14 protein-coding genes are annotated in these 13,634 nt (G+C 50.5%); 3 read left to right on the top strand and 11 right to left on the bottom strand.

Annotation, left to right across the window (positions count from 1 at the left end):
• Positions 1-10 precede the first annotated feature (10 nt).
• On the bottom strand, positions 11-829 hold the full coding sequence (locus HPY52_12690) for a carbon-phosphorus lyase (GenBank protein NPV81106.1): 819 nt from the start codon (positions 827-829) through the stop codon (positions 11-13).
• 351 nt (positions 830-1,180) lie between these two features.
• Here HPY52_12690 and HPY52_12685 point away from each other — a divergent pair, with 351 nt between their 5' ends.
• Complete coding sequence (locus HPY52_12685) at positions 1,181-2,470, top strand: DUF2088 domain-containing protein (protein NPV81105.1); 1,290 nt, start codon at positions 1,181-1,183, stop codon at positions 2,468-2,470.
• On the opposite strand, the gene HPY52_12680 is transcribed toward HPY52_12685, so the two are convergent.
• Both HPY52_12680 and HPY52_12675 read right to left on the bottom strand, forming a co-directional pair.
• Positions 2,459-2,983, bottom strand: a complete 525-nt coding sequence (locus HPY52_12680; protein ID NPV81104.1) for a hypothetical protein — start codon at positions 2,981-2,983, stop codon at positions 2,459-2,461. The two genes, HPY52_12685 and HPY52_12680, sit on opposite strands and share 12 nt — an antisense overlap.
• Positions 2,980-3,153 (bottom strand): hypothetical protein, encoded by a 174-nt coding sequence (locus HPY52_12675; GenBank protein NPV81103.1) that lies wholly within the window; start codon positions 3,151-3,153, stop codon positions 2,980-2,982. The genes HPY52_12680 and HPY52_12675 overlap by 4 nt, the downstream gene beginning before the upstream one ends.
• Positions 3,154-3,302: 149 nt before the next feature.
• Here HPY52_12675 and HPY52_12670 point away from each other — a divergent pair, with 149 nt between their 5' ends.
• Together HPY52_12670 and arsM are read left to right on the top strand one after the other, a co-directional pair.
• A complete protein-coding gene (locus HPY52_12670; GenBank protein ID NPV81102.1) occupies positions 3,303-3,749 on the top strand; it encodes a MarR family transcriptional regulator in 447 nt (148 codons plus the stop codon).
• Positions 3,746-4,549: an arsenite methyltransferase gene (arsM, locus tag HPY52_12665; GenBank protein ID NPV81101.1), complete on the top strand. Its 804-nt coding sequence runs from the start codon at positions 3,746-3,748 to the stop codon at positions 4,547-4,549. Before HPY52_12670 ends, arsM begins: the two co-directional genes overlap by 4 nt.
• Before the next feature lie 1,138 nt (positions 4,550-5,687).
• Here the strand turns inward: arsM and HPY52_12660 are convergent.
• The 8 genes from HPY52_12660 to HPY52_12625 form a co-directional block, all read right to left on the bottom strand.
• Complete coding sequence (locus HPY52_12660; protein NPV81100.1) at positions 5,688-6,638, bottom strand: nucleotidyl transferase AbiEii/AbiGii toxin family protein; 951 nt, start codon at positions 6,636-6,638, stop codon at positions 5,688-5,690.
• Positions 6,635-7,237 (bottom strand): Abortive infection protein AbiEi, encoded by a 603-nt coding sequence (locus HPY52_12655; protein NPV81099.1) that lies wholly within the window; start codon positions 7,235-7,237, stop codon positions 6,635-6,637. Before HPY52_12655 ends, HPY52_12660 begins: the two co-directional genes overlap by 4 nt.
• A gap of 1,218 nt (positions 7,238-8,455) precedes the next feature.
• The gene (locus HPY52_12650) at positions 8,456-8,851 is read right to left on the bottom strand and encodes a PIN domain-containing protein (protein NPV81098.1); all 396 of its coding nucleotides are present in this window, start codon (positions 8,849-8,851) and stop codon (positions 8,456-8,458) included.
• Positions 8,852-8,876: 25 nt separating this feature from the next.
• Entirely contained in the window at positions 8,877-9,509 is a 633-nt protein-coding gene (locus HPY52_12645) for a hypothetical protein (protein ID NPV81097.1), read from the bottom strand.
• A 649-nt stretch (positions 9,510-10,158) separates the two neighbouring features.
• Positions 10,159-10,704 (bottom strand): nucleotidyl transferase AbiEii/AbiGii toxin family protein, encoded by a 546-nt coding sequence (locus HPY52_12640; GenBank protein ID NPV81096.1) that lies wholly within the window; start codon positions 10,702-10,704, stop codon positions 10,159-10,161.
• Between the two features lie 132 nt (positions 10,705-10,836).
• A complete protein-coding gene (locus HPY52_12635; GenBank protein NPV81095.1) occupies positions 10,837-11,436 on the bottom strand; it encodes a hypothetical protein in 600 nt (199 codons plus the stop codon).
• Between the two features lie 94 nt (positions 11,437-11,530).
• On the bottom strand, positions 11,531-11,677 hold the full coding sequence (locus tag HPY52_12630) for a hypothetical protein (protein NPV81094.1): 147 nt from the start codon (positions 11,675-11,677) through the stop codon (positions 11,531-11,533).
• A 1,272-nt stretch (positions 11,678-12,949) separates the two neighbouring features.
• Positions 12,950-13,393, bottom strand: a complete 444-nt coding sequence (locus HPY52_12625) for a hemerythrin family protein (protein ID NPV81093.1) — start codon at positions 13,391-13,393, stop codon at positions 12,950-12,952.
• Positions 13,394-13,634: the final 241 nt, after the last annotated feature.

Genomic DNA, 13,634 nt, shown 5'->3' with positions numbered 1-13,634 from the left:
TCCTCTTTTTTTATATGGATAGTTGCATGCCATCGTAAGCAACTAGAATCCCGGCTCCAGAAAAAGCCTCCTCTAGCTGAGAATGTGTAAGGCCGCCGTTGTGAGAAAAATGAGTGGCAACAAATATCGTGTCCTCATTGGCAGTCCCCATCTCAACGAGCTTCTCTTTGGTCCCTATTACTGCATCGATTCCCATATGATATTCAAAGCCTGAATTGGGACCCAGGGTGCAATCAAGAATGGCAAGCCGAAGACGTGTTCTTGAGAGCACATCCCAGGTCTCATCCAGGAACCATCCCGTATCTAGGCCATAAAAAATAGTCTTATCTTGAGCTTCTAGAAGGTAGTTGAAACAATTTCTACGGGGGAAATGGTTCGCCTTTAAGGGAACCACCCGCATCTCCCCAATCTGGACTGGCACAAATGACTCCATCAAGTGAAAGACCACTTTTCCTTCGCGGTCGAGCGCTTCTTCCTTTTCCAGGCCTTCTCTCACATAAGTATCGCCATAGATATGAAGCTGTCTGTCCTGCTTAAGATGGGCAAATGGGGCAAGGCGCATTCCGATGTCCGCAGGGTAGAAATGATCGCTGTGAGAATGAGTGATCAGGAGATGCTCAAGCTGTCCGAGATCAAGGCCATACTTGAGCACGTGCATATAGGTGTCCGGAGGAAAGTCTATCTTGTATTTATCGCCGATCATTATGGAGCTTCTCGTTCGTATATCCTTTCCACTAAATTTTCTCGCACGGGAACAATAATCGCATTGACAAAATACTCCGGGCCATCCTTCCGCGGCAGCAGTCCCAAGAAACAATATGTCTATCATTCCATTCGCCCCCATATCCAAAATAGCCCGATGGCCTTTTCATTACCGTGGTAGTCCCTGATGGCGACTTAAGACAATGTATCTAAGAGCACCTGAGGCCTACCGGGCATAAACCCGAGCCTGCTCAGATTATATACGACCTGAGACTATATATGTAGAGTATCGTGACCCCCCTCCGTTCGCATGTTTTCCTTTTTTCCTCCCCTGTGCATTGACACGGCAGAGCGGCTATAGTATACTGACGGTGGAAGTAAGGCGCATATAGATAGTTATTAATCCCCAAAGCTTACATACACTTCTTACCAAGCAAGCTCGGATGAGCCTGTTTTTTTTATAAGGATGGTGGGAGACATGCGAGAGTTTCCATTCATAGGTCTCAGCGACCTACCCTTTTCCGAGATTATCTTTCCGAAGCTTGCTAAGATAAGACAGATATTCGCCCTACCAGAGGTATCCGACATTCCGCAAGAAGTCGCAAGGGAGTTCGACCGATTCAGTTCTTTAATAAAACCCGGGGCAAGGATCGCAATTACGGCAGGAAGCAGGGGCGTAAAGGGTCTTCCTGAAGTGATATTCGCACTCATTCGCCTCCTTAGAGATCGTGGCGCTGATCCATTCATCGTGCCGGCGATGGGAAGTCATGGTGGCGCGACTGCAGAGGGGCAAAAACAGGTCCTTGAACAGATGGGGATCACTGAAGAGAGAATGGGTGCCCCGATTCGAGCAACCATGGAAGTAGTGGAACTCGGAAGGACATCTGGGGGTCTCAAAGTGTTCATTGACCGGTTTGCCTATGAGGCCGATGGAATTATCGCCGTCAACCGAATAAAGCCCCATACCGCATTTCATGGTGAAATCGAAAGCGGGCTCATGAAGATCCTTGCCATAGGCCTCGGGAAACAAAGAGGCGCAGCGTCTTTGCACTCCACAGGCTTTGATAAACTTGAATCCAATGTAGTTGAGGCGGGGAGGATCTTGTTGGCAAGGATGCCGGTTTTGTTCGGCATCGGCATCGTCGAAAATGCAAGGCATCGACCCGCAATAATCAAGGCTATCGGAAAAGATGAGTTCGAACCTGAGGAAAAGAGACTATTAAGAAGGGCCAAAGAATTGATGGCCCAGATATACTTCCCTTCATTCGATGTTCTCGTCGTTCAAGAAATTGGAAAGGATATAAGCGGAGATGGGATGGACCCAAATGTGACTGGCAGGTATCCTACCCCATTCGCCAGCGGCGGTCCCATCGTCCAGAAAATAGTGGTGCTCGATCTTACTGATGAGACGCAGGGCAACGCAAATGGCATCGGCCAGGCTGATGTAATATCACGCCGGGTTGTTGAAAAGATGGACGTCTTGAAAGGCTATGTAAATGCATTCACATCAACAGCATTGTCGCCTGTCAGAATACCAATGGTTATGGCCACGGATCGCGATGCTGTCGGAGTGGCTCTTCATAGTTGCGTTCGCGTAGAACCCGGAAAACAGAAAGTGGTCTGGATAAAGAATACGCTCGATCTAGAGAGAATCTGGATTTCTGAACCTATGCTTCCAGAGGCGGCAGATAAAGAGAGGTTTGAAATACTGTCTCCACCCACGGAAATTCCATTTACAGTAAGTGGGGATGCGAAGCTAACATGGTAAGATCTTTATATGTCTCAAATAGGCTGTGACCCGTTCGTCGTCGTTGTAAGGGTAGCTATAGCCAAAATGCTTTGCGCCTGAAGGTTTGGGAATATAATCCATTTCGCTTGGCGGCGGGAATGGCTCTACGATGCCATCTTTGTCTAGAAGCAGCAAGCTCAGACTATCTCTTTCCATCTCCTTTATTTTGGCGACGGGATAGAGGCTGAGGTCAATACGGTTACCATCGACAAACTGCATTAGATATGTGAATCTACCATCATTCTCTGGCTGGGGATCGTCCATCTCCTCGGGCGTTTGCATTATCATCAATTCCCCAAAGCGGCTTATCCAACTGCGGTCGCGCACAAATAGGCTGACATCAGTCACAATAAAGACAATGTCGTAATCCTGGAAAAAATCCCGAGGGGCATTCGGATTTACCCGCGAGCCATTCATGATCACCGCCCGCACGCGCTCGTCTTCCTCGGCCATATTGAGTATTAGCCCAAGCATTTCCTTTTCACTTCTCATGTTGCCTGTCCTCTTTCATTGACATTGCCTATCCTCATTCTTACCACCAGGACCGGCGGAATCTCCGGCATATCACTCCATCTAAGGGCTTTTTTGCCTGATTGATCTCCGGCAGGGGAAGCAGGCTCTTCAAAACCATCCGCCACGAGACCAACATAGAATGCTTTCATGAAAATCTCCGACAAGGAACGATGAAAGACGAATTTAGGACACCAACCAGATCTCCGGACGTCAATAGGATATTCGCCGCCAACAATAATTGCATGATACAACACATGCATGATACAATTATTCTGGGTGAAAGGACATGGAACATGAATTGCCGTCCGTCTGTCTGCGCCGGTTGCTGGTCGAGCTGGTCCGGGCCGTGCAGCTGCTGGAAAAAAGTGAAGTGGGTTGCTGCGGGGTAACCCTTTCCCAATGCCACTTGCTGCTGGAGATTTCCCGCCGAAAGGAAGGAGAGACATCCCTGAGCGAGCTGACCACAGCATTAGAGCTGGATTTGAGTACCGTCAGCCGGGTGGCCGATGGCCTGGTGCGTCGTGGACTCTTGAAAAAAGAGGTCGATCCCCGGGATCGCCGCCGGTTGGCATTGTTTTTGACGAGCACCGGCCGTGAACTGGTTGAGGCTATCAACCGGGGCATGAATGAGTACGTCCAGGAGATTCTGCGGCAGATTCCCACGGAAAAATGGCAGGTCGTCCTGGAGGGCCTGGACCTGCTTGTTGAAGCCACGAGGAAATTAAAGGGAGGTTGTTGCCCATGAGTGATTCTTTGAAAGAAGCCGTAAAGGGAAAATACGCCATGGCGGCCCGGATGGTCCAATCGGGCAAGGCAGGAAGCTGCTGTGCCTATGAAGGATGCTTCGGTGCCTGTAACTATACCCTGGGGGAAACGGTGGGCCTGCCCCGCGAACTGCTTCATGCTTCTCTTGGTTGCGGTAACCCCACCGCCCTGGCGGACTTAAAGAAGGGCGAGGTAGTCCTGGATCTAGGTAGTGGCGCTGGGCTGGACGTTTTATTGAGCGCCAGGCGGGTAGGCCCAAAGGGGAAGGTGTACGGCCTAGACATGACCGACGAAATGTTAGCCCTGGCCGAAGAACACCGACGCCAGAGCGGGCTGACCAACGTGGAGTTCTTAAAGGGCGATATGGAAAACATCCCGCTGCCGGACAATCACGTGGACGTAGTCATCTCGAACTGTGTCATCAATCTGGCCGCGGACAAAGCCAGGGTGCTCAAGGAATCTTTCCGTGTGCTCAAACCTGGCGGCCGCCTTGCCGTTTCCGATATGGCATGGCGGCGAGAGATACCTGACCGGCTGCGGCAAAACATTGAGCTTTGGACAGGCTGCGTTGCCGGCGCCCTGACGGAGACAGAATACCGCCGGCTGTTGGAAGAAGCGGGTTTTATCGATGTGGAACTGGAGATAGTCCGTGTCTTTGACCGGTCTGATCTGCCAGAGGGATTTTCAAACAGTGAAATGGAAGGAGAACTGGCATCTTACACCGGGTCTCTGGCCAGCGCCTTTATCCGGGCACGCAAACCTGAAAAGTCATGTCCGTGAGGACGCAGTGGGCAGGACAAAATATAAGGGGCTACCCCAAATCTGCTTTTGGGATTTCAGTGGTTTTCCGTCAGCCGTGAATAGCGGGGCAAAATCATGGACTGCCAGACAAAATTCCCGGAAGTCGGGAATGAAGGGGTTTTGGATGATGGCCTAGCTGCCAGTTGAGGCGAGAGATCTCGTGAATCGTTTAGTTCCGGGTCCACGTCGTCCGGGTCGAACAGCCACTGGTGGAACAGAGACGCGTCTTGGTACTACTTCTGGCATGGTCTACACATTGGTGTTATACGCCAACTATGAGAATGTCTTTATTAGATTGCAGATGGGCCCAAACAAAGACCGGTCACTAATTCGCTACGCTAAGCATAGGATTCTTGGATATTCCCAGTTGAGATTGAGTCGAGTCCTCCAGCTCACTAGAAGGTCAACGGATATTATGCGTATCAGAAGTAAAGAGGACGTCGACGAGATTATCCGATCAGTTGACATGAAGGTACCGTCTAACAAGTAACAAGCGTATCCAGCGGACGCAATAGGAGGGTGGGTGTCTCGAGTCGGACCGGTAGCGGGCGCCGCTGATACGCGAAGTCATTGGACCCAAAGGGAGGGTTTGAACATGACCAGAGACTTCAACAAATCGTCGCGGTTGCCGTGGATTACTGACGATGGCTATGCCTACAATTAGTACTACTTTGCCACATAGGCAATAGCACTCCATTTCCCCTCGTCGAGTGGTGGACCAGTCTGTACTTGAACAGCCTCGCACAGGCGCCTGGGCGGCGGAATTGGCAGGAGTTGCATAAGTGGCAGCGTAGCATTAGGCATATTGAAAGAAAGTTGTCAAGCCCAACACCCACTGGCATCCCGTCCGTGGATTTTGGACTTGGTCATCCTTACTCGTCCTATATAAAAAGACGGTCTTGATACTTAGGCAAGTTCATTTTTCGGAGCGAACCCCAAATGCCTCCGCGACACTGCCGCCGATCAGCATCATCTGTCCCGATAAGATCTGCGAGCTTCCGACAGTCCTTATGCTCAGGGATTATGGAGAAATACAAAAGTGATCGGGAAGCACGGCCCTAATACTTGCCATGTCTTCAGACGCGGACTCCCCGGCAAATAATGGAGGAGAACAGCATTAGGGCTTACACATTAACTCGCGGGACTTTCCGTACGCTTCCCATTGGCCGGACGAGCTGACCCATAGTCTAAAGAATTCTCCTTCCGTGCACAGTGCTTCGAAGACGGGTCCGAGAAAACACCGAATGCGTTCCATGACCTCTGCTAAAGAGGGACCGCTGTGGGCGCAACCAATGCGCGATAAAAAGGCTGACCACTGTCTGAGCCTGCCAGGATCCTCGGCAAAACAAACCGATAGAGCAGCTGGTTCCCTATCCACCGGGGTTCCTCGCCGACCCAGGGTCTCCTGTATTGCCTCCTGCAGGATTCGGCCATCCAGATCATAACGCAGGGAAAGCCAATAGACATCGTAGAAATCCTTCATCCGACTATTCACTGTAGAGAACCGTAACATCGCTTCAAACTTCTCGGCGATTACTGATTCAATAGAATAGGCCCATATTCTTGGAGGCTGGCCGTCGAGCAAGATAGGGAAGTCCATCTGGATCGCCTTTGGTACGACAGCATCTCCGAATCCAATGTCAACGCGTGCTCTCTTGCGTGCCTGCTCCAGCGAACAGTCAAGATTGATGCTAACGCCAGGATATGCTGCAAGCTCGGTAATGCGTTCATCGGAAACAGACTCGGGATCAAAGGTGACGCCGTCGTCATCCGTTATTGCTGCAATCTCCCGAAATATAGCAACGAGGCGATGGTCGTCGTTACTAAGGTGACGGGCAAGAAAATCGATGTCCCGGGTGGGCCTTGCGGCAAATCCGTGGAGCGCAAAGAGGAACACTCCGCCTTTGAGCACGAAGTGACTCGAGTATTGCGATTTACTGATCCGAAAGAGAAGTCTTTCTTGCATGTACTGCAAAAAGATGGAATCCACCTCGCGCCCATGCTGCCTCGCGAGTCGTGTCAGTCTGGCGCGTACGGAAGCGGCTTTATTCCTATGTCCGCTGGTCATAGCATGGCCTCCAGATACCTAAGGAGAATATGTTCTATTCGACATTGCCCTGCGTACCTCAGGAGCTTATCGATATTCCTGTACGGAGACTTGAGGTAGTTCTTGAGGCCCTCAAGAGTAATATCAAGGCCGATCCGGTTGCGATAGCGAAGACAGTCACACACCGTTTTCTCCCGGTCGTAGATTCGTATCCGGCCCGCCGGGAGTTCGAGAACCACCGCACCAAGCTCATGATACTGAGACTTCAGGTAGTGCAGCTCAATTGGCGGCGATTGCGGCAGAACTACCTTAGCCTTACTCCCAACAGCGAGAGATACACGCCATGGATTGTAAGTTGTCAGGTCGTAATACGAAAGGGCTGACAGAAGAAAGACCACCCCGTGTGGTACCATGGCGCATGCCTCGACCATGTCGCGATGATCCAGCGCAGGAACGTCCGGAAGCCGGTAGAAGCCATGCCGGACTCGCTCAATGACGCCCGCTCTTACAAGGTCAGGAAGCACCCATCGTCCGACCCCGGCTTGTTCAAAATCACGCGTTTGCGCAAAGCCAGCATGTTGACGCAGCACAGCTACTGCACGTTTCTGTGACGAAAGCATTTTGATCCCTCGCACATACAAATCTACGGTATTATTATATAACTACCGTAGATCTGTAGCAAGGAGAAGAAGGCAATTGCGGAGAGTGTGGATGGTGGATATTTATTTAGGACCGACCGCAAGGACATAGCAGGGCGGCGTGGTCGAACCAGCCGCCCGTCCCATTCTCTGGGATTGACGAGCCGAATCCTTCCGGCACCGGTCGAGACCGGCAACTCTCTTCGTGCTCCCACGGGCAGGGGGTCATCACCGGGCGTCAAGGTCCGTGTCCATGCGGTTGTAGGAATTGACTTTCTCCACGTACTGATCATCATCGTCCCAATACCCGATGAGTTCGGACACTCTACCCTTTAGGACCTCTTTCTCGAGTTGAGCCACAACGGTTGCACCTCCTGTATACGAGTTCTGCGCATACCATCAAATCGTCTGATTAGGTCGCTGTGATTCCACAACAGCTCTACCCTATAGACCCCGCACACCAACTTGCCGGCACACTCTCTAAACGTCGTATGATGCAAGTCGCCTTCATCAAGTCCCCACCTCCCCTTACGAAGGTACCTGCGCGAACGGACGCCATTCCCATAGGATGCCATATTTGACATGAGTATGCAGATATCTGCTTGGAAGGGGATCTCTTCAATCTAGTGGCCGACAAGTAGGCGAGTCTGCGAGCCTGCCTGATGAGCCTGTCACTAGGCCATTTTGGACCGACCTTCGGGAAGGGTACTCATGGACATCCCCAAGCGCGATTAGAATATAGTAGAGGTAGCCAAAGACTCAGAACAATTTTTGTACGGGATGCCCTCGCTATACTTTCCACCTTATCGACGTCTTGAGACTGACCTTGATGACCTACTTGGGGTCTCCGTAAGTTTAAAGTCATAATCATGGAGAAGATATCAGTTCTTGGCAGAGGGTCTATTCTAGACGTCAGAGTCCACGGAGGAACCGCGACCATGGGGGAGGAGATAGAGTGTTGGGATGGACTTCCAAAGCTTGCCTATAATTGTCTTGACGACCACTTCTATGTCTACTCATTGAGCCGCCTTTGATCGTAGGAGCATGCGGTATCGAAGGACGATATGGGAAGTGGATCCTCCAGCGAGTGGTGCAGGGCACCATCTGCCCATCTGATAACGCCCGGCATTATCAATCAGGCCCTTTCGGACAGATGAGTCCAGTGAATGGGAAGAACCGCTACCCCCTGCGACGGGCTTGTCAGGCTGAGATTACAATAAGGCCGTCTATGCCCTGGAAGTCGTTATTGTTATTCGTGATCAAAGGACATGAGTAAAGCAACGCAGTTGACGCGACCCATGCGTCATTGCAGCTTATCTGCGAACCCGCTTTCCTCCGCTGGGTCATCACCTTAGCCCATATCTGGCAAATTCGGTAGTTGTACGGCACAATAACATAATTCCGGAGCACAGATTCCATGCTCAATATGCGCTCTCTTCCCCAATTACGTGAATACGCCCATTGATAGAGCTCGGCCACTGTCATAAATGATAGAAGCAGCGTGCGACCATCGAGGATCTTACGATAGCTTTCAGCCCGGGAGTCCGATTTCAGTAAATATGATACTACATCGGTATCGACAACAACACTTCCCATAGTACCCTCCATTGCGGACATCCAGCTATTTCAAATGCCTTACAAACTCGATGAACTCCTCAACAGTCTCATCCTCTGGCCAAAAGTGGCCCTTTAAGTCATCGAATCGAGGGCTTAGTGGAGAGCCCTGCGCTCTGGCAAGAGATTCGACTGGCTCTACAGTCCAGAAACCCATAGACTCCGCTTCATCATCTTCAATTATTTCAACACCCGAAAGATCCAAATCCATTATTCTTCCTGTTATGGCATCAAGAGTGGCCTTACCTCTTGCCCTAACGTGCTTGGTTAATGCTGCCAGTACATCATCTCGGATTTCATCGTCAAAAGAGCACATTATAGGTTCACCCGCGGGTGGATGTATACGGCACCGAGTATTGGACTCCTTAAAATCGGCCATTAACAATCTTCCCTCGACAAGTGTCTCCTGTCCTTGAATTGGACATCGGATCTTGCCCTCGATTTTCTCGAAAACCTGGGGATCAAAATCGTAGCTTATTGGAGCCTCTGTCCCCAAAAGGGTAAATGTCACACAGTCAATCCCCCTGCTGAATATCTTCCCTACCCCAATCCAGGCGTGTAGGACACCCATGTCGTATCCCAAAGGCATGGAATCGTTCGTTTCCTTGAATGCTGATAAACCTTCCAGCAGAGTTCTCACAGCGTGTTCCCCTAAATTATCATAGAATGGAAATGGAAGTTGGGTCGGCGTTGCCAGGCCGAAAGACAACTGCACGCTACCCGGCTCAAATCCCAAAAACTGCAGCCGGCATTGCCTTTTGATTTCCTGAGGTCGGCGCCCTCGTGTCAAGCTAGCTTGAGCTCCAGAGAGCACTATGGCGACCCTTTCGATGGCAGTCTTCAAATAAGACACAAACACTAACAGATCCTCGACATCAATCCGGCCTTCCCGGACGGCTGATCCAATGAGATGCGCCTTAAATTGTCCTAGAGATTCGCCAAACACTGCTCATCACCTACTTGGGGACTTCAGATCATTCTTAAGATATAAGTGTCCCTGCAATTGGTATTTTACTATACTAGACGACCCGAGTATATGACCAATAGATGCGAGATTACATCCACTGGGTAAGTATCGAATGATTGACGATATCTATCTCCTATCTGGGCTCGACCTCGCCCCTTTGGAAAGAATCTCCCGCCGAAGGTTAAGCATTATGTTCTTTGGTCCTTCAATAACCGCCCAATCGCCCTCTAACCGATCGATGATATACATTGAATCAAGCCCCCTCTATGTGTAGCGTCCAGTGAAATAGTTATGCCATATCGGATCCTCGAAAACAGGCCATTTACGCCATCGCGCTGTCGAAAGGCTGGGAGATAGCCTCCTGGAGGATTCTGGCATCGAAACTATACGTGCTCGCAAGATAATATAGATCGTAGAAATCCTTCATCCTGCTGTTTAGCTCCATTCGAGATATGGTCGCATCTAGCTTCTCCGCTACAGTCGACTCCAGCGAGTATGTCAGGATGATCGGCTCCTCAAATCCATCCAACTGGGTCGGGATGGACCTTTCCGATGGCTTCGGCACAATGACATCCCCAATTCCTATGTCGATATGAAAAGGCGTTTTTGTATTCTTGATACAGCCGACAAGACTCACCCTGACTCCACCATATTCCCTGAACTCCGTGATGGGTTCAATGCCTTTGATTTCGAAACTAATGTAGTCGTACCCTGTGCTGGCCTCAACTATCTCGCGCACCATCCCCTCTATCATCACCGGGTCGGTGGGCGTCCTTTTGGCCAGAAAGTCCACATCCATAGTGGGCCTGCCGGTAAAGCCGCTCAGCGAGTAATAGAAACAGGCCACCCTGGAGGATAAGATTGCCATAATGCCTTGACCGTTGCAGCCTCCTCAAAAACTCCTCCTGGCAGAATAGCTGCAAGGTTAGTTGAAAGGTCCTGCCAGAGGCCCTGGACTTGCTCCTCAACCTGTCGATCACCGATTGGGCAATGTCCGGCATTAAAGCCACACTCCAATCAGATCATGGATCTTCCTTTGGATCCGGAACATCCTCGCGCATTCCATGAGCTTCGGTATATTCTTCCTCCCGTCCCTAATGTAAGCCTGAATTGCCATGCGCACAGTCTCTGCGTCCAGCTTGGCTGAATGTCGGATTACATCGCAGATCGTTCTCTCTCTGTCATAGATGCGCACCTTTATACCATTTACCTCGGAACATGTAAGGCCAATTTCGAGACAGCGGGGTTCAATGAAATAAGCTTTGATCGGGGGATATTCGAGTTTGACCTTCCGCCTATTGATTCGCTTGTCAACCGCAATGTGCCATTTGTCAGGAGTTCGATCAGTGTACCTGTAGTGATACAGCGCGCTATCCATGCAGAGGATAGCCTCTGGAAGGAGCCGGAATATGATCTCGATATCATCCTTATGGCCGTCTTCAATCCACTCATATACACCACGCTTGATACGGGCGATCCGTTTCGTCTTGACTAGATTTGCAATATAGCTGGTGTGAATGCCCTCCTTTAGCATTTCGCCCGTTGTAGCTATGTTGTCGCCAGCTTCAAAGATCCGCTTTGCTGTTTCATACTTCCCCATACGACCCACCCTGTTATAAATATCTGCGGCATGCATCACGTCGCAGATAATTCTAACAAAATCATACCATGTCGGATCCTCAAAAGCAAGCCTCCTACGGGATTACGCTGTCGAAATACTCCACAAAAAACGTCTGAGCGTAGGGCTGAATTAGCGCCCCCTCATCCATGGATACGCCCACCTTGATGTCGCCAAGAGGGGTTTTCCACCTTCTTGAAGGCAATCTCATGCTAATATTCATGCCGATCGCTTGCCTTCCGCGGCTTTTGCAGGACTTCCTCAAAATGCCGGTAAGGAATAGGTAGTATCGTGCAGATACAGATGCATTCCTCACGCGGCGAATACTTGTTATTGGCAATCTTTCGCTCGTCACAAAACATCGACCAATCTATGGTGCTTGGTTCTGCCTCATACCCGAATAAACTGAGTTCTACTGAGATCAGCCCCCTTTTCTCTCCAGATTCTCCACGGCGAGGCTGTATTGTCTATACCGAATGCAGTCAGCGCTTCAGGATTTTCCCTTGATTTGGTACCCGACGGAAACCCTCGATGCTACCGAAGTCCGGATCACAGTCTTGAATGCTCTCATTGCTTTAAGGTAAGGCATGCGTATGATCGTGATCGCGTGCACCCATCAAACATAATGCTTCACAAAAGCCCCTGGTTCATCAAGCGAACATGTAATGGCCCCCTCCCATCGGAGTTAGGTGTGAAAAACGTAACGCGATCAAATCGACGGTACAAGTCATCCGTACACGGGGCAAAGCCACTATAATCTCTCTGGCGAGGTATCTAGATGCTCTAAATATCCCCTTTACCGTTATACACGACCGGGACGCTCAGACACAAAAGCATATGAATTGAATAAATCCATTGTAGCCAGCGTGGGCGATCCTTCCAGGATATTTGTCCTGGAGGAATGCCTAGAGAACGCATTAGGATATGAACCTCCAGCTCATGATAAACCATTCAATGTGTATCAAATCTGTCGTAAGTGGAATAACATAGTAGATGTGCCGACAAAATGGAGGAAGGCCTTCGAAGGCGCCATGGGTTTACGATCTGAATCAGTTGTGGAAGCCGCGGCTACTCAGGACCAAGACTCCTAGCGCTGCGGGATAACTGGGTCTATTTCTGTATTCATCTACCATCATGTTACGGGGGCCGCCGATAACTGTTTACTGCTGGCTGCGCTTAGGGCGGTCCCGTTATCATTACCGTGTCTTTGCGATGATCCGGCCGGGCGCAGGTTGATATCTATCATCAACCTGCCCGGTTACTCTGCCAGCCATCTCGGCCCCTTCAATCACGCACCATAGGTGTAGAACCCTTTCCCCACCTTCCGCTCCAACCTTTCTTTCTTAACCATATCGTATAACAGGGAGCATACAACATGGCATGGTGTAAATCTTTTAGAGAAGGACTCTAAATAAGGCATCCCGGACATCCAGGCCTCTCGGACATCCGAGTAGCTGGGCGCCCAAGCATCTGGGCATCGGTGCACCTGGGCACCTCAGATCCCCTTCGCCTTCAAAAACGCGCCCAGGGCCTTGTCGGTCTTGCCGATGTGATTCAACCACCAATCTACGAGAAGGCGCTGGGATTCAATGGCGAGAAGGGAATTCTGCCCTTCCCGGTCGAACCGCTTCCGGAGGCCTGAAAGCTTCTCGATATACGAAGTGTGTTCGCCTTTATGCGCTTTAAGCCCCGGATATCCATTGGATTCCATGGATTTTTCTTCAGTGCCGAAGTGCGTCACCACGTAATCACTAAGAAAACCCAGCACCTCGCCTATCTGTTCCTTCCCCTTTCCCTGACTCATGGATGAAAGCAGGCTGTTGACTCTCTTAAAAAGCTCTTTGTGCTGGTCATCGATGACACCGACACCGGTAGAAAGATCTTCAGTCCATTTGAGCAAATCGCCCGTCCCCCTATCATTTCTATTATATCGACTCATTTCTTATCTCTCAGCCCCGGCTGGTGACCCAGTGGTCCAGTGGGCCGGTGACCCGATGATCTGGCTGACCGGTAATCCGGCGCTCCAGCGGCAAACGCATGTGCCTGGGCCTTGCCGGTGCAATATCGGCAGTATAGACGCTGTTGTGTTCCGTAACCCTGATCAACCGGTATTAGTCCAGAATCCCGCTCGGTACGCGTACCTTTCTCCGCCCATTATATCGTAACTCTGCCATCGCGAT

The sequence above is a fragment of the Bacillota bacterium genome, assembly GCA_013178415.1.
In the GTDB taxonomy this organism is placed as follows: Bacteria; Bacillota; SHA-98; order Ch115; family Ch115; genus Ch115.
The sequence above is the reverse complement of the archived record's forward strand: the minus strand, read 5'-3'. Positions and strand labels throughout refer to the sequence as shown.